General features: G+C 67.3%; 4 protein-coding genes. 2 read left to right on the top strand and 2 right to left on the bottom strand.

Going from position 1 to position 18,667, the window contains the following annotated elements; translation table 11 throughout:
• The first annotated feature begins 164 nt into the window (after window positions 1–164).
• Both MKK62_RS10145 and MKK62_RS10140 read left to right on the top strand, forming a co-directional pair.
• Window positions 165–8,591, top strand: coding sequence for a type I polyketide synthase (locus MKK62_RS10145; RefSeq protein ID WP_240261194.1), 8,427 nt, complete (start codon window positions 165–167; stop codon window positions 8,589–8,591).
• Window positions 8,581–13,866, top strand: coding sequence for a non-ribosomal peptide synthetase (locus tag MKK62_RS10140; RefSeq protein WP_240261195.1), 5,286 nt, complete (start codon window positions 8,581–8,583; stop codon window positions 13,864–13,866). Before MKK62_RS10145 ends, MKK62_RS10140 begins: the two co-directional genes overlap by 11 nt.
• A gap of 6 nt (window positions 13,867–13,872) precedes the next feature.
• On the opposite strand, the gene MKK62_RS10135 is transcribed toward MKK62_RS10140, so the two are convergent.
• Together MKK62_RS10135 and MKK62_RS10130 are read right to left on the bottom strand one after the other, a co-directional pair.
• Window positions 13,873–16,416, bottom strand: a complete 2,544-nt coding sequence (locus tag MKK62_RS10135; RefSeq protein ID WP_240261196.1) for an ABC transporter permease — start codon at window positions 16,414–16,416, stop codon at window positions 13,873–13,875.
• Complete coding sequence (locus MKK62_RS10130) at window positions 16,398–18,623, bottom strand: ABC transporter ATP-binding protein (protein ID WP_240261197.1); 2,226 nt, start codon at window positions 18,621–18,623, stop codon at window positions 16,398–16,400. Before MKK62_RS10130 ends, MKK62_RS10135 begins: the two co-directional genes overlap by 19 nt.
• Window positions 18,624–18,667 lie beyond the last annotated feature (44 nt).

Raw genomic sequence — 18,667 nt, 5'->3', positions numbered from 1 at the left:
CCTCATTGGACTGGAGAGCAAGTGCCAGGCGAATTGCGCTGTCCCCGCATCGGGGAATTGCAACGCGGAACGCGCCGTTACACAAGCTCGTGCGGCGATATCGCCGCCAGTTCATGGTCGAGACCCGGGCTCGGCGTCAGCAGTGAACGCCGAAAGGAATGCGATTGACCAACCGCACATTCCTGGATCTCGTGCGGCAAAGAACCGAGACTTACCACGAAAAAGCCGCGTTCGACTACTGCCGCTTTTCTGCCGCTGGCGAAGAACATAGCCAACTCACATTCGGTGAACTCGACGCCCGCGCCCGGGCAACTGCCGCCGCTTTGCAGAAAATGGGCGCGACAGGTGAACGCGCGTTGGTGTTATGCCCGTCGGGACTCGACTTCATCGTCGGGTTCTTCGGCTGCCTCTACGCCGGGGTGGTTCCGGTGCCGGTACACCCGCCCGCCAGGACGCGGGTGATCGGCCGGGTTGCGTCGATCGTGCACGATACCGATGCGCGCTTCACCGTCACGACCACCGAGACCGAGGGCCGGTTCCGGGACGCCATCGACGACATGGCCGACGGGCAGGCCATGCAGTGGTGCGCCGTGGATGACGTCGCGGCTAGCGCCGCCGACTGGGTGGCACCGCACATCGAGCCCGATGACACGGCGATGTTGCAATACACTTCGGGGTCCACGGGTTCGCCCAAAGGCGTTGTGGTTACTCACCGCAACCTGCTGAGCAACGTGGAGGCGATTCGCACCGCGTGGGGTGGCGGCACCGACCGGGCCAAGGGCGTGTTCTGGTTGCCGCTGCACCACGACATGGGATTGATCGGCGGGATCCTCACCTCGATCTACGTCGGGGCCACGTCCTACTTCATGCCACCCGAGGCGTTCATCGAGCGGCCGATGCGCTGGCTGGAAGCCATCGCCAAGCATGGCGGCACGATCACCGCCGCACCCAATTTCGCATACCAGCTGTGTGTTGACCTCAGCACACCCGAAGAACGGGCTGCGCTCGATCTATCCACGATGGCAACCGCGATGTGCGGCGCAGAGCCGATCCGCGCCGCCACACTGCAGCGGTTCACCGAGGCTTTCGCGCCGGCCGGCTTCCGGCCTGAAGGGTTCGCTCCCGTCTACGGCATGGCCGAATCCACCCTGCTGGTCTCGGGAAAGGCGGAACAGGTCCGAACCGCGCCCGTGGTGCGGCATGTGGACAGCGAAGCGCTACGGGATCACCGCATCGTTCCGGTCACCTCCGAATTCTCCGACGCCACATCGTTTGTGGCCTGCGGCCAAACTCAGCCCGGCCATGAAGCTGTTGTTGTCGATCCCGCCACCGGCCGGGCCTGCGCGGCCAACCAGGTCGGTGAGATATGGCTGGCCGGCGGTAGCGTCGCCAACGGCTACTGGGCGAAGCCGGCCGAAACATCCGAGACCTTCGACGCTCATCTCTCAGACACCAAACGCGGGCCCTATCTACGCACCGGGGATCTCGGCTTCCAGCTGGACGGCGAGCTGTTCATCTCGGGCCGCCTGAAAGACCTCATCGTCATTCGCGGGCGCAATCACTATCCCGAAGACATCGAAGCCACCGTCCAGGACAGCCACGACGCGTTGCTGCGCGGACGGGGGGCAGCCTTTTCGATCACGCGAGATTCGGATTCCACCGAACAACTCGTCATCGTGCAAGAGGTCGACCGCTACCGCGCCGGTGACATCGACACCGACGAGGTGCTCCACGCCATCCGAACCGCAGTGGCTACGCACCATGAAATCCGCCCGCACGCAGTGATTCTCACCGAACCGTCGACCATTCCCACGACGTCGAGCGGGAAGATCCGGCGCAACCGGTCACGGGAACGTTTCCTCGGCGGTGAACTCACAGCGATCGCGCACTGGGAGGCGACCGCGGCGGATGCACCGCGCCCGCCGGTCACAGATCCAGAGCCAGCGCACGCCGGGCCGGAGGCCGCCGAGTTGGCCGCCTGGCTGGCGACGCAGCTCGCCACACTGCTCGACCTCTCGCCGGCCGACATCGACACATCGCTGCCGTTCGCGCATTTCGGGCTCGACTCGGTGCACGCGGTCAGGCTGACTGCGGTGCTGGCAGAGCATGTGGGACAAGAGCTTTCACCTACCTTGCCTTACGAATATCCGACGATCGACGCGCTGTGCGCCCACTTGACCGCGGGTGTGAACGCAACACCGGAAGCGTCCGAAGCGGTTCCGGTCCGCGCCGACGAACCGATCGCCATCATCGGCATCGGCTGCCGGTTCCCGGGCGCCGACGGCCCGTCAGCGTTCTGGGAGTTGCTCACCGAAGGCCGGGACGCTGTCGCTGCCATCCCGTCGAGCCGCTGGACTCCGGGCCCGGACGATGTCGGCAGGGGCGGATTCCTCGAGCACGTCGACGAATTCGACGCGAAGTTTTTCAACATCTCGCCCCGCGAGGCGACCCGCATCGACCCCCAGCAACGCCTGCTGCTCGAGGTGGCCTGGGAAGCGCTGCAAGACGCCGGCCAGCCGGCGGAGCAGTTGTCCGGTACCCGCACCGGCGTGTTCGTCGGCGTCTCGACCTACGACTACGGAAGCTTGCAGTTCGGCCGGCCCGACCTGATCGACGCGTACAGCGGCACGGGGGGCGCCCTCAGCATCGCGGCGAACCGGCTGTCCTATGCACTGGATCTGCAGGGGCCCAGCATGGCGATTGACACAGCCTGCTCGTCGTCGCTGGTCGCCGTGCACCTGGCCTGCCGCAGCCTCCGCGACGGCGAGTCGACGTTGGCCATCGTCGGTGGCGTGAACGTGATCCTCTCCCCCGCTCTAGGCCTCAACTTCAGCAAGGCCACGCTGATGGCAGCCGACGGGCGCTGCAAGACATTCGACGCGGCGGCCGACGGATATGTGCGAGGCGAAGGCGCCGGCGTGGTCATCTTGAAGCCGCTGAGTCAGGCGCTCGATGACGGCGACCAGATTTATGCGGTGGTGCGCGGCAGCGCCACCAACCACGACGGCCGGACCAACGGCCTGACGGCACCCAGTCGGCAGGCCCAGGAAGCGGTGCTGACCGACGCCTACCGGGACGCCGGGCTGTCGCCCAGCAGCGTTCAGTACGTCGAGGCCCACGGCACCGGAACGGCGTTGGGCGACACGATCGAAGCCAACGCGCTCGGTTCCGTCTTGGCCGAGGGGCGCGCGCCGGACGACCGTTGCCTGATCGGGTCGGTGAAAACCAACATTGGGCATCTCGAGGCGGCGGCCGGAATGGCCGGCCTGATCAAGACGGCATTGGCGTTGCGACACCGCGAGATTCCCGCGAGTCTGCACTTTCGTCAACCCAATCCGCACATCCCGTTCGAGCAACTCGCGCTCAAGGTGGTCGATGCTCATAGGCCGTGGCCGCTGAACCGGCGCGCGGTCGCGGGGGTCAGCTCGTTCGGCTTCGGCGGCACCAACGCTCACGTCGTCATGACCGAGGCACCCGAAGTCCGGGCCCGGCAATCGCATACGGCACACGGCGTCCAGCTGCTGCCGCTGTCGGCGCGGTCACCAGAGGCCCTGACCGCCTTGGCAAGTCGTTACGAGCAGGTCCTGCAGGCGGGGACGGCGGCGACCGACCTGTGCTACACCGCCAGCGCACATCGTGACCACCACGACTACCGACTGGCCGTGGTCGGTCGCGATGCCGGCGAGCTGGCCGACTCGCTTGGCGCCTTCCGGCAGGGCGAGACCAGGCCAGGCCTGAGCGTCGGACATCGACGCCCCGGCCCGGGTGTCGTGTTCGTCTTCTCGGGGCAAGGATCCCAATGGCGCGGCATGGGGCGGCAACTGCACGCCGAAGAGCACGCCTTCCGCGACGCGTTGGCCGAATGCGACGCCGCGATGCGCCCTTACGGCATCGCATCAGTGATCGACGCTTTGCTGGCCGGCGACGACCTCGACGACATCAGCGTGATCCAACCGGCGATTTTCGCCGTGCAGGTCGCGCTGGCGGCGCTGTGGCGGTCCTGGGGCGTGCAGCCCGCCGCGGTGGTCGGGCACAGCATGGGCGAGGTGGCCGCCGCCCATGTGGCGGGCGCGCTGAGCCTCGACGACGCGGCGCGGGTGATCTGCGCTCGAGCCCGGCTGTTGCGGGGAGCGGCGCGCGGCGGCGCGATGATCTCCGCGGAGCTGTCCCGCGCCGAAGCGGACGAGCTGATCGTTGGTTACGAGAGCCGCGTTGCGGTCGCGGCCAGTAACTCGGCTCGCTCGACAGTGCTCTCGGGCGACTCGAATGTGTTGTCGGAGTTGATGTCCGAGATTACCCGACGAGACCGGTTCTGCCGGTGGGTCGATGTCGACGTGGCCTCGCACAGCCCCCGGATGAATGTGCTGCGCGGCGACCTGGCTGCGGCACTCACCGGGCTTCGCCCTTCGGCGCCCACGACGCCGATGTACTCGACGGTGACCGGTGAACCGGTCGACGACATCCCGCTGGACGCCGCCTATTGGGTGGAGAACCTGTGCTCGCAGGTGCGCTTTTCGACAGCCGCACGGCAGCTGTTCGAGCGCGGCCACGAAGTGTTCCTCGAAGTCAGCCCACACCCGGTTCTGTTGAGCGCGTTGCGCGAAGACGCCGAACACATGGATCGTGCGTGCGCGCTGGTGCCGTCGCTGCGCCGCGACGAGGGTGGGCGCGACACCGCACTGGCCTCGCTCGGCGCCCTGTACGCCAGCGGACAGTCGGTGGCGTGGGACCGGCTGTATCCGCAGGGCGGCCGAATCATCTCTGCGCCGACGTATCCGTGGCAACGCCAGCGGTACTGGCTGGACGCTCCTGATTCCGATTCCGGGACTGTCGTCGGCACCGCGTCGCCGTGGCGTGGGCCGATTCACGTGTCGGCACAGCCGAGCACCGTCCTGTGCGAAATCGAGGTCGGAACCGAACTTTTCCCGGCGTTGAGTGATCACCGCGTGCAGGGTTCGGCCGTCGTCCCGGGGGCCATGCTTCTCGAGTTGGCCATCGCCGGGACCACGCAGGCCCTGGGTGCGCGCCGACTGATGCCGCGCGACGTCGCTTTCCATCGATCGCTGGTGCTCGACGACGGGCAGCCGCGGACGGTGCAACTGAGCCTCCGGGGTGCACGCTCAGACTCGGTCATGTTCGAGCTTCACGGCGTCGATCAGACCGCGACGCTGTTGGCGAGTGGCGTGATGGCCAGCAACGAATCGGTCGGCCACGTCGAAACGCGCGCGCCTGCCGACATCCAGAGTCGTTGCCCGGAAGCAATTTCCGCGCCGGCGTTCTACAGTCGGCTCGCGCAGCACGGGCTGCAATACGGGCCGGCCTTCCAGAAGGTGGCGGGCGTCTGGCGCCGCGACGGCGAGGCGATCGCCCGGTTGGTGCCGGGCAGTGCCGGTGACGTCGACGCGGCCGTGCTGGACGGCAGTTTCCAAGTGCTCGCTGCCACCCTTCCCACCAGCAACGGGCATCTCCACGACACGTATGTGCCGGTCGGTGTGACCAACCTGGACCTGCGCGGGCCGCTCTCAGACGGCGCGTGGTGCCATGCGGAGCTTCGCAACGGCGTCGGGACAGACGAATTGAGTGGCGATGTGGCGCTCCTCGACCGCGGCGGGAAAGTCGTCGCAGCGGTGCAGGGCCTACGCCTGCGGCGGATTCCTCAGGCGGCGCCGGCCGCTGACCGGACCACCGTACCCGGGGACCTGTTCGTTCCGCACTGGTATAGCGCCAAACGTGTTCCAGGGAAACAGGATTCAACCGGTGCCGGACGTTGGATACTCTTCGGCGACGACGACACCACGACCGCGGCCACGCGGACGGTCCTCGAACAGCGTTCCCAGAGCTGTGTCGTCGTCCAACCGGGAGCCGACTTCACCCGCCTCGCGCCGAACCTTTACCAGGTCAATCCTGCTCAGCCGCAACACTTCCGATGGCTGCTCGACGACGTGCGTGGGCCACTGCACGGCATCGTGCACCTGTGGAGCCCGGCGGATTCGTCGGAGCCCGACTACTTGCTCGGCCCGACCAGCGTGCTTCACCTGGTGCAGGCGCTGACGGTGACCTCCGGATCGCAATCACCACGCCTCTGGCTCGTGACACGAGGAGCCCAACCGGTCGAGGCGGCTACCGACGTCGTGTCCGTCGCCCAGGCTCCGCTGTGGGGTATGGGCCGCAGCATCGATCACGAACATCCGGAGTTGCGCTGCTCGCGGATCGATCTGCCTGTTGACGAAAAGCCGGAGAGCATAGCGGCTTTCGTCGACGAATTGCTGGCCGACGCCGACGATACCGACCTCGCGTTCCGCGGCGCGCGACGCTACGTCGCTCGGCTGACGCCGTTTGACGCGGAGCCGCCGGCCGCCAGCCGCGCACCCGGAGCGGCCTTCCGGATGGAATACCCGCGCCCCGGCGTTCTCGACGACATCGACACCCGAGCGATCGTGCGCCGGGCTCCGGGCGTCGGTGAGGTGGAGATCGAGGTCCACGCAACCGGGTTGAACTTCATCGACGTGATGCGCGCGCTCGGCGTCTACCCCGGCCAGCAGGACGGACCGACACAGGTCGGTGTCGAATGCGCCGGCATCGTGACCGCCGCCGGAGCCGGGGTCGACAACGTACGCGTCGGGGACTCCGTCATCGCCTTAGCGGGCGACGGTGTCGGCTCCCATGTCACCACCGCCGCCAGCCTGGTCGCGCACAAGCCGATCGAGCTCAGCTTCGACCAAGCCGCCACCATCCCGATCGCGTATCTCACGGCCTACTACGCGCTGCACGAGCAGGCCCGGCTGCGCCGGGGCGAGCGAGTGCTCATCCACTCGGCCGCCGGCGGCGTGGGACTGGCCGCCGTCGAAGTGGCTCGCTGGCTGAACGCGACGGTAGTAGCCACCGCCGGCACGTCCGAGAAGCGTGACTACCTGCACGGGCTGGGAATTCCTCACGTATTCGATTCGCGTTCATTGAGTTTCGCTGACGAGGTGCTGGCCGCGACCGGTGGCGAGGGCGTCGACGTCGTGCTGAACTCGTTGTCCGGCGAGGCGATTCCCCGCAGCCTCGAAGCCCTGGGCCCCTACGGCCGCTTCCTGGAAATCAGCAAGACCGACATCTACGGGCACAGTCACCTGCCGATGTGGCATCTGCGAAACAACGCCGCCTACATCGTGATCGACCTCGCCCAGCTGATTGCCGATCGGCCCGCCTATGTGGGTGCACTGTTGCGCGACATCGTCGCGCACGTCGAGCAGGGCGCATTCCGCCCACTTCCGGTCAGGAAGTTCCCGGCAACCGACACCGCCGCCGCGTTGCGAACTCTCGGGCAGGGCAAGCAGATCGGCAAAATCGCCGTGACGGTGGACCCGAGCGCGACGGTTCGTCCCGACGAGCAGCCGGCATCGCTCGCGGCCGATGCCTCCTATTTGATCACCGGCGGGCTCGGCGGCCTCGGCCTGGCTACCGCGTCCTGGATGGTCGGACACGGCGCCAGGCATCTTGTGCTAGTCGGACGCAGCCCAGCATCCGACGCGGCGCAACACTCGATCGACGAGTTGCGCAGCAACGGCAGCGAGGTGGTCTACGCGCGTGCAGACGTCACGCAGGCCGACCAGCTGGCCTCGGTTCTCGACTCGATCCGCGCCACCATGCCTCCGCTGCGCGGCGTCGTTCACGCCGCCGGCGTGCTGGACGACGGCATCATGGCCCGCCTGGACGGCGCGCGGATGCGCCATGTCATGGCACCTAAACTCGACGGCGCCTGGAACCTGCACACGCTCACCCGCGATGCTGCGCTGGACTTCTTCGTGCTGTTCTCCTCCGCCGCAGCCGTTCTGGGGTCGCCCGGGCAGGCCCACTACGCCGCGGGCAACGCCTTCCTGGATGCACTGGCCTGGCATCGACGTTCGCAGGGCAAGCCGGCGCTGAGCATCAACTGGGGTCCGTGGGCCGAGGTCGGCCTGGTCAATAGGCCAGAACAACAGCTAAACCTGCAGCGGCACGGCATGATTCCGATTCCGGTGGACGACGGAGTGCGGACGCTGTCGAGACTGATCCGGTCGTCCGCCACCCAGGTCGCCGTCCTTCGGATGGATCCCTCGTTGACCACAGACGTGCTCGGGACACCTGCCGCCACCGATGTTGCGCCGGCCGCCGACAACCTGCGCGATGCGCTGTTACACGCCGACGAGGACGAGCGCCGGCGCCGACTCGAGTCCTACCTGCGCGATCAAGCCGCCGGAAAGCTGGGGCTGGCACCAGCTCACGTGGATGTCGAATCACCGCTGCACCAACTCGGTGTCGACTCGCTCGTCGCGGTCGAGCTGCGGGCCCAGATCGAACGTGACCTGGGCGTCGTCGTGCCTGTCGTCCGACTGCTGGACGGCCCAAGCGTCACCGGGATAGCCGAATGGTTGGCCCACCAATTGTCGGGCGCTGCGCCGCAACCCGCCGTCGCAACGGCTCCGAAGCGAGTTGCCGACGGACACAATGGCTCTGCCGCAGAGTGGATGGATGTCCTGGGACGCCTGCCCGACATCTCCGACGACGACGTCGACGCGCTGCTTCGCGACGTCCTCGCCGCAAAGGAGGGCCAGGATGACCGATGACATCGCCGCACTGTCACCCGAAGAGAAGCGGGTGTTGCTCGCGCGGTTACTGATGGAGAAGGCCGAAGCGTCGGCCTCGGCGCATCCGCTGTCGCATGGCCAACGGTCGCTGTGGTTCCTGCATCAGCTGGCGCCCGGAAGCCCCGCCTACACGATCACCTATGCCGGCCTGATCCGCGGCGAGCTCGACGTGGCCGCCCTGGAGGCGGCCGCCCAAGCGCTCGTGGACCGGCACGAGATTCTGCGGACCACCTACACGACGCGCGATGGTCAACCGGTTCAGCTGGTCCATCCCCGTTTGCCGGTGCGCGTCAACCGCATCGAGTTGCCACCGGAAGAGGCGCGGCGCTGGCTGCGACGCGAGGCCGACCGTCCGTTCGATCTGCGCACGGGTCCGGTGGTGCGGTTCAACCTGATCGCCCAGGGACCGGGCGAGCACCTGCTCGTGTTGACGCTGCATCACATGGCGGTGGACATGTGGTCGATCGACCTCATCCTCGACGAGCTTCGCCAGTTGTATGCCGCGCAGCACGGCTCGCCGCCCCCGCCGCCGGTGGCCATGCGGTACGTCGACTACGCCCGCGATCACACCTTGGCCATCGAAGGAGCCGAGGGCGAGCGGCTGTGGCGGTATTGGCGCGGGCAGCTGGCCGGTGAGACGCCGACGCTTCGGCTGCCCGCCGACCGGCCGCGTGGCGCGGTTCAGACCTACCGTGGCGCCGTCCATCGCTTCACCATCGACCGCGCTCTGACGTTGCAGCTCAAAGAGATTGGTCGCAACGCCGGTGCGACCCCGTACATGACGCTGTTCGCGGCGTACGCCACGCTGCTGCACCGCTACAGCGGTCAGGACGATCTGCTGATCGGCTCACCGTTCGGCTGCCGTGACCATCCTGGACTTGCCAGCCTGGTGGGCTACATCGCCAACCCCGTCGTGCTGCGACCCGACCTCAGCGGGGATCCTAGCTTCATCTCGTTGTTGGGACGCGTCAAATCCGTCGTTCTGGAAGCCTTGGAGCACCAAGACTTTCCGTTCTCCGTGCTCGTCGAAAGACTCGATCCCGTCCGCGACCTGAGCCGTACGCCGCTATTCCAGGTCTCGTTCGCCTGGGAGCAGACCCGGCGTTTCCAAGAGGGTGCGGCGTCCGAAGCGGGCACGCTGGACTTGGCGACCGTTCACATCGGTCAAGGCGGTGCGCCGCTGGACCTGATGCTGCTGATGGGCGAACAGGACGGCGAATTGCTGTGCGCCCTGCAATACAGCACCGACCTTTTCGACGACGCGACGATCGAACGGATGGCCGAGCATTTCACGACGTTGCTCACGGGCATCGCCGCCGCGCCGGACGCCAAGCTGTCACAGCTGCCGGTCCGCACCGAAGCGGAGCGGTTACGGCAGGCAGCGTGGAATGAGACTGTGGTCCGCTTCGACGCTGCCCGAAGCCTGCCCGACATGGTGAGCGAGGTGGCCAAGCGCAGCCCGACAGACGTCGCGGTCACATTCGGCGAACGTGAGCTGACCTACGCCGAACTCGACCGACGGGCCGACCTTGTCGCGGATCACCTGCAGGCGTTAGGCGTCGAGCCGGACAACGTCGTCGTGGTTCTGCTGGACCGCAGTGAAGATCTCGTCGTGGCGCTGCTCGGTGTCGCGAAGTCCGGTGCGGCTTTCATGCCGCTCGACCCAGGGCAGCCGGCGAATCGCGTCGCTGCGATGATCGCGGCATCGAAAGCGTCCGCGGTAGTGACGCACCAGCGAAACTCAAGCGTTATCAGCGGCTTTGAGGGGCAGCGCCTCGTCCTGGACCGGTTACCGGAGACGCCCGCCGTCCACGCGCGACCCGTCACACCGTCGAACGGGTTGGCCTACGTCGTTCACACCTCGGGCTCGACCGGCGTACCGAAAAGGGTGTTCAACACCCACGTGGGGTTCCGTAATCTGCTGCTCTGGATGCAGTCGACGTACCGCCTGACCGCCGACGATCGCTTCCTGCATCACACCCCGGTGACCTTCGACGCGTCGCTTGCGGAGATCTTCTTGCCGCTGATCGTCGGCGCGCAGCTGGTGGTCGCCAAACCCGACGGCCACCGCGATGCGGCGTACCTGGTGCGGACGATCGCCGAGCGGAGCATCACCCAGATTGTGCACGTCGTTCCCTCGATGTTGCAGTCCTGGCTCGCCGAACCCGATTTCCGCGAGTGCGTGACGCTGCGCCGCGTCACGTGCGGCGGCGAGGCCCTGCCCTACGACCTTGCCCAGCGTTTCCTGAACACCTCCGCGGCCGAATTGTGGAACGAGTACGGCCCGGCCGAATCCGCCGTCACCGCTACCTATGCGCACTGCAAGCGCGGTGCGCCCGGGCCGTCGATCCCGATCGGGCGACCGATTTCCAACGTCCAGATCCATCTGCTCGACGCCCACCTGCAGCCGGTACCGGTCGGGGTGCCCGGAGAGCTTTACATCGGCGGGGCCGGCGTCGGCCGCGGCTACGACGCTCAACCCGGCCTGACCGCCACCAGGTTCGTCGCCGACCCATTCGCCGCCCAACCGGGCCAAATGCTCTACCGCACAGGCGATCTGGCGCGTTACCGGTCCGACGGGAACATCGAATACCTCGGGCGCGCCGACAACCAGGTCGAAATCCGGGGTGTCCGAATCGAACCCGGGGAGATCGAGGCCGCACTCGTCAGGCATCCCGAAGTGACGGAGGCCGTCGTGGTCGCCGCGACCGATGAGCGCGGCCACACCCAGTTGACCGCCCACGTCGCGGCCAGCACCGAATCCGGCCCGGCCACCGGGCAGCTGCGGCGTTTCCTCCTGGAGTGGCTGCCCGCGGCCATGCTGCCATCCCATTTCATCGTGACGCACGAACTACCGCGCACCGCTGGGGGCAAAGTCGACCGTAAGGCACTCGCCGACTCCGCCTCGGGCACAAGGGAACGCGCACGAGAGTTCGTCGCCGCCCGCAACCGGACAGAAGAGATTCTGGCCGCGATCTGGTGCACGGTGCTCGGCGTCGAACGGGTCGGCGTGCACGACGACTTCTTCGCGCTCGGCGGCTCGTCGACGCACAGCCTGGAGGTCGCGGTGCGCGCGCAGGCCGCCGGGATGCCGCTCAAGCCGGAGTCGGTGTTCTTGTTCGGCACGATCGCCGAACTCGCCGAGGAATACGGGCAGACCGTCGAGGGCAATGTCACCGGACCGACCGCTGTCGAGGCGCACGATGTCAGGCCCGAAACACAGGCGCGGCCGATGCCAGCGCCCGAGCGGCCGACCCGCAACACCGTGATCGAAAGTATCGGCACCTACTTGCCTTTCAAAGAAGTGTCCACCGCAGATTTGCTCGCCGGTTGCGTCAACGACGTCGGCATACCGCTGGAAAAGCTGACCGGCATCAAGCGTCGACGAGTCGCCGCCGAGGGTGAATTCTCCATCGACCTCGCTCGCCAAGCCGTCGCCGACTGCATGTCCCGGTCGAGCTACCGGCCGGCGGAGATCGAGCTATTGATCTCGTGCAGCATCTCCCGGTACGACGGACCCGACCAGAAGTTCGTCTTCGAGCCCAGCACCGCGGCGCGGTTACGAGATCTGTGTGGTCTCGACAACGCGCTGGCTTTCGACATCACCAACGCGTGCGCCGGCATGTTCACCGGGATTGCGATCGCCGATGCGTTCCTGCAGACCGGGTTGGTCGGGCGAGCACTGGTGGTGAGCGGCGAATACATCACTCACATCAGCGAAACCGCGCAGCGAGAGATCGAGGGTCCGATGGATCCGCGCCTGGCCTGCCTGACGGTCGGGGATGCTGGTGCCGCAGTGCTTCTCGAACGGGGACCTAACGATCGCGCCGGCTTCCACGACATCGACATCGCCACGCTCAGCCGCTACGCCCCGATGTGCATTGGGAAAGCGACCGGCGGAGCCGGCGGCGGCGCGATCATGACCGTCGACTCGATCGCCGCGACCGCGATCGCGGTGAAAGCAGCGGTGCCGTACGTGGCCGCGGTGATGCGCCGCCACGGTTGGCGGCCCGAGCATTCCGACCACATCGTGATGCACCAGACATCGGAGTCGTCACTCAACGACGCCGTCGGCGCGGTGAACCGGATGTTCGGCGAAGGATCCGCCAATCCGGGAAACACCATCTACAACCTTGCCGAGCGCGGGAATACCGCTAGCACAACTCATTTCGTGGCTCTCAAGGACCACATCCTGAGTAATCGAATCCGTTCAGGTGACAACGCGGTGTTCGGCATCAGCGGCTCCGGGCAGACCGTCGGCGCCGCGCTGTACACCTTCGACGATCTGCCCGACCGGATGCGGCGCGGTTCCGACGAACGCCGCGGCGACACACCGCACGACGGCGCGACTACCGAACCGCCCCCGCCGCCCGCGGTCGGTATCGCCGGAGTCGGCACGATCCCCGCCGGTCCGACCGGGTCGCGCGGCTCGGTGGAACTGGCGACCCAGGCCGCCGCGCAATGCCTCGATCGGACCGGCTTCGACCGCGACCAGTTGGGGGTGATCATCCATGCCGGTGTGTATCGCGAGGAGTTCATCAGCGAACCGGCCATCGCGGCGCTTGTCGCCGGCGAACTCGGGGTGAACGACGACATTCGATCCCCCGACGGTCCGAAGACCCTGGCCTTCGATGTGTTCAATGGCGCGGTCGGGTTCCTCAACGCCTGCCAAGTCGCCGTTCAGATGATCGGCGCGGGAAAGACCGCACACGCGATGGTCACCGCCTCGGAGATCGAGAACAACGCCGGCAGCGACGCGCATCCCGCATACGGCCTGAGTGAATCGGGATCGGCGGTTATCCTGTCACCGACCAACGACGACAAGGGTTTCGGTCGGTTCGTGTTCCGCCACCATCCTGACTATGCCGACGCGCTCACCACCTACACCCGCCACACCGATGGCCGCACCTGGCTCGAAATCGAGCGAGACCCGGACCTGGCCGCTCTTTACCTGGACACCATCGCGAATGCCGTCGGTGAGTTGCTCAAGCTCGAAGCGATCGCCCCGGCCGACATCGCGGCCGTGTTCCCACCGCATCTGTCGCAACGCGACCGTGAGGAACTGGCCACCCGATTGGGCATCGCCGCTTCGCTTTTCGTCGTTCCCCCCACCGACACCGACCCGTTCTCGTCGTCGGTGCCGCTGGGACTGCAGCACGCGTGGCAGCACGGGATGGTCGGCTCTGGAGACGTCGGATTGATCGTCAGCGTCGGCTCCGGGCTTCAGGTCGGCTGCACGACCTATCGCTTCTGACGGCGGCTAGTCGTCACGCAACTGCGACGCCAAACCGGCCTGGGTGGTCTGCCAGGCGGGACCGACCGCCGCCAGCACCGCCGACAGAACGGCAAGGATCGCGTAACCGAGAGCCTCGGACGCCGGAAAGATCAGCGGGACAACAGCTCCCACGTCGACGATCGCGGCGCGCGCCACGACCCCGATGATCGCGATGGACACCATGGCCCCCAGGATCGCGCCCGTCGCGCTCGCGATGACGGCCTCGATGGTGGTCACCGCGAAGACGGTGGCCGGGGTGGCGCCCAATGCCTGGATCAGCGCGACCTCGCGGCGACGCCGGATTCCCAGCAGCAACAGCGTCGAGGACACCGAGATGAAGGCGATCGCGAGCAGACCGTATTTCAACGTGTTCAGCGGTGCGAGGAAACGGGATTCACCGGCGACCACCGAGGACCGGTATCCGTCGGCATCGACCACCGTCAGCGGCTGATCGAAGCGACTGGCGCGAATCTCGTCGTCGATGCGTCTCAGGTCGGCACCCGCGGCCGGCTTGATGAAAACCAGCCCGGCCGGCTGCGGACCGAAGATCTGTTCGGCGAGCGGATAGGACATCTGAATTCGGCGCCCGCCGACTTCAGGGGTGGCCACGATCGTTCCGACGACGATCCGGCGCGCCTTGGGTCCGCTGCCGAGCAGCATCGTGTCGCCTACCCGGACGCCGGTTTCGCGGGCCAGAATGCCGCCGATGACAAGTTGATTCGCCTCGATGCTTCGTCTCGGCGAGGGCCCGGCAAGCGCGTGATAGGAGAAGGTCGGCCGATCCTCGGCTCGTACGTAGGCCAACTCTCCGTTCGCCAGGGTGATCTCGACTTCAGCCATCCGCTCCACGCCGGCGACGCCGGGTAGCGCGTTCAGTTTCGACATGGTGTCCGGGGAGAACTTCGCGTCCGTCGATCCCCAGTCGGTGAACCGGGTGGTGGTGAGCACGAGGCGATCGCTCGCCTGCCTTTTCGCGACGGTGTCGACTCCGTCGTTGATGGCGATCAAGAATCCGGACAGCAATGTCGCGACCGCTACCGGCACCGCGACGGCACCGGCGATCGCGACCATTCGCGACTGATCGGCCCGTAGACCGGTGAACGCGATCGCCACCGCCGCGCTGCGGACGCGTTCGGGCCGAAGTCGGATGAGATCCAACACTTCTGGGCCCACGTAGGCCGCAGCCAGCAGCAGACCCACGATGGCGACGACCACGCTGACGTTGGCAACACTGGCCTGCCACGGCGCCAACCCGCCCGACCATGTCGCCCACCAGACGGCGATGACACCGGTGACACCGATGGCCAGCAGGGCCACCACCTTGCGCCATGCGCCGGTTGACTGGTTGTCCTCAACTGCGGCCCGACCCGAAAGCTCAGTGGCGATCGGGGTTTTCGACGCCGCGCGACTGGGCAGCAGCGCCGCGAGCACGGCCAGCAGGACCCCGATTCCCAGCGCCGCCACGACGACTCCCCCACCGACCACGACGGGCACGTTGACCCCGACGAACTGCTGGGTCAACTCGCTGGCGCTGGCGACGACCGGGTGGGCGATGACGATTCCCAGCAGAATGCCGATGACCGAGCCGGAAGCCCCCAACAGTGCGGCTTCTGCGAGGAACCCGCCGAACGTCATCAGCGGCGTGGCGCCCAGCGCCGCCGCGATGGCGACTTCGCGCCGGCGTTCTTGAATCGACAAGCGGGTGAGTTGGGCGATCAGAATCACCCCCACCCCGATCGCGATCAGAGCGAAGATCGCCAGCAGTGGAAACAAGATGACGTTCACGTTGAATCCCGCCGCCGGATCGTTGCAAGTCAGCACCCGGTAGCCCGGCCCGAGTGCATCGACCGCCTTGGCGACAGCCGCTTGGACTGCGGTCGCATCGGCGTGCTCGGCCAGCGTGAGGTAGACGGTGTCCACCCGGTCGCCTCGCGCGAACTGCGATTTGGCCGCGCTGAGCGGTAGTACGACGACGCGGCCGTTGTTGACGTCGTCCAGCTGCGGGATCTGCGCGAGGCCCGCTATCGAAAGCTGACCGACGTCGGTCGCCAGCGCCGGGGACTTCCCCAGCGAATGGCCGAACACGGTCGACGTCGCCATCACTTGCGGCTCTTTCTGGTTCGAGCCACACACCTTCGGGTCGATGATCCAGCGCGCCGCGCAGTCGATTCCCAATGCCAGCACGACCGTGTCGCGGTCGCCGTCGCGCACTTGGGTCGCCGCACGGACGACGGGGGCGAGCACCGCGACGCCAGGGACCTTGCCGGCCGCGCCGAGCACCGCCGGTCCGATCCCCCCTTGGGTGGCGGAGCCGACGATACGCAGCGGCGCCGGACCGGCGATCCGGTAGCCGACATCGTCGATCGCGGTACGCACACTGTTGGTCTCGATCATGACCGCCACGACGATGGCCACTCCGCCGCCGAGTGACAGCGCCGCCAGCAGCGCGCGAAGCGTGTGCCGCCGAATCGCGCGAAGGTTGATCAGCCGCAGGACGCTGGCGGCCGCGGCTAGTGCGGGGCGCGCCATGCAGCACCGCCGTGTCGAATTTGCTTGTTGTCGCTTTCGATGCGGCCGTCGAGCAGCGAGACCAACCGAGGAGCCTCGTCGGCGATCGCTCGATCGTGGGTGACCATCACGATGGTCTGGCCCGCCGCGTTGAGGTTGTAAAGCGCTTCCATCACCCGGCGGCCGTTTTTCGTGTCGAGGTTGCCGGTGGGTTCGTCGGCAAGCACGACCTGCGGGGCCATGAACAACGCGCGCGCGATCGCGACGCGCTGTTGCTCGCCACCCGACAACTCGGCCGGCACCCGCCTGGCCATCCCGGCCAAGCCGAATTGGTCGAGCAACGCGATGGCCCGGTCGTATTGGGCGCGACCAGATTCGCCGGCCAGCAGGCTCGGCAGCATGACGTTCTCGGCGACCGACAAACCGGCGAGCAGGTTGAACGACTGGAAGACGTAGCCGATCCGGCGGCCACGAACACCGGCCCGTTCCCGTGCCGACAACCGGGCGACGCTCGCACCGTTCACCAGGACTTCGCCGCTCGTCGGCGGTTCGAGCAATCCGAGGATGCTCAGCAACGTCGACTTCCCAGAGCCAGACGGCCCGACCATCGCGACGAATTCGCCGGCGTGGATCCGCAGATTGATGTCCTCGATGATCGGGATGGTCGTCGTGCCCGACCCGAACGATTTACCCAGCCCGCGGGCTTCCAGGACGACCGGCCGGGTGTCCTGCACTGGCAATGCCGCTTCGGGGTCAGGGCCGTGTCCGTTGAGGAATGCGGTGGACGACGCAAAAAGTGGCGAACGAGCGGCGGTCACGTCGGGCGGCGTTGCTGTCGCCGGCTGCTCGGGCGCGGTGACGGGAAGCGTCGTCACCGCGGCCAGGGCGGGCATGATCAACGGGATGTCGACGCCGGAGCCGACCACGAACACGCCCTGCGGGCCGCCCTCCATGGCGCCGGCGCCTTTGACGATTTCGGTCAGTGCCGCCACCGCTTCGTCGTCGTCGTGCGGGAGAAACCGGCGGCGCAGGTCGACCACCAACCCGTCGGCGGTACCGACGACCGCCAGCGTCGCCACGTCCGGCTCGATGCACAGCAGCGCCGTGCTCTCGTAACCGGCCGACTCGCCAGCCGCGCGAGCCAACGCGACCGCGGAGGACGCCAACGACGACGCATTCGCCGACGCGAGCGCAGCGCCTCGGGCCGAACCCACCGAAGGCTGCTCCGGTGTGGTGATCGGAAGTGACGTCGCCGCAGCTAAATCCGGCATGATCAGTGGGACGTCGACACCGGAACCGAGCAAGAACAGCCCCTGCGGGCCGCCGTCCGTCGCCTCTAGACCTCGGGCGATCTCCACAAGCGCGGTCAGCGCCGCGGCGTCGTCACTCGGCAGGAAACGCCGCCGCACTTCCGCGACCGAGTCACCGTGGGTGCTCAGCACCGCTGAGGTCGCCGAGTCCGGCTCGATGCACAGCAGCGCGATGTCGGTGTATCCGGCGGCGCGACCTTCGGTGCGGGCCAACTCGATCGCCGACGCCGTCAACAGCTCGGTGTTCGCCGACGCCAGCGCGGCGCCGCGGGCCAGTGCGGTCTCGGGCTGGTCGGGCGCGGTCACCGGAAGAGACGTCGCCTCGACCAGGGCAGGCATGATCAGTGGGACGTCGACACCGGAGCCGACCACGAACACCCCCTGCGGTCCGGCCTCCATCGCTTCCGCATCGTTGACCATCTCCACGAGTGCCGCGACCGCTTCTCCGTCGTCCTCCGGCAAAAACCGCCGCCGCACCTCCACGACCGTTCCGTCCTCGGCGCTGACCACCGCAAGCGTCGCGACGTCGGGCTCGATGCACAGCAGCGCGGTGTGGTCGTAGGCCGCAGACTCACCGGCGGCACGGGCCAGCGCGATCGCGGAGTGGAACGGCGACACCAGCAGCACGTTGTCGATTCGGCGCGTAGCCAGTCCCTCACGCAAAGCCGTCGCCGCGGCCACATCGAGCCAGGTGACTCCCGTGGACGTCACCCGATAACCAGCGCTGGCCGCCGTCTCACGGGTGATCAGAATGGTGGCGATGATCTGCTCGGTCGCGGTGCCGGATGGCAGGTCGGCGCCGTGTGCGATGCCGAAATTGCCCTGGTTGACCGCGACTCCGTCCGCCTTCGCGCCCGCCACCAGCACGGTGCGGACAGAGGTTGGCGTCATGGAGACACCGAGCACCGCGTCCGACACGACTACAACAATAGGTTTTGCGAGAAGTGATTCGCGCGCGCCCG

It is taken from the genome of Mycobacterium paraterrae, assembly GCF_022430545.2.
In the GTDB taxonomy this organism is placed as follows: domain Bacteria; phylum Actinomycetota; class Actinomycetes; order Mycobacteriales; family Mycobacteriaceae; genus Mycobacterium; species Mycobacterium paraterrae.
The sequence above is the reverse complement of the archived record's forward strand: the minus strand, read 5'-3'. Positions and strand labels throughout refer to the sequence as shown.

Excerpts from the sequence above, each read along its gene's own strand:
- MKK62_RS10140 (WP_240261195.1), top strand. The coding sequence starts at position 8,581 with ATGACCGATGACATCGCCGCACTGTCACCCGAAGAGAAGCGGGTGTTG.
- MKK62_RS10135 (WP_240261196.1), bottom strand. The coding sequence starts at position 16,416 with ATGGCGCGCCCCGCACTAGCCGCGGCCGCCAGCGTCCTGCGGCTGATC.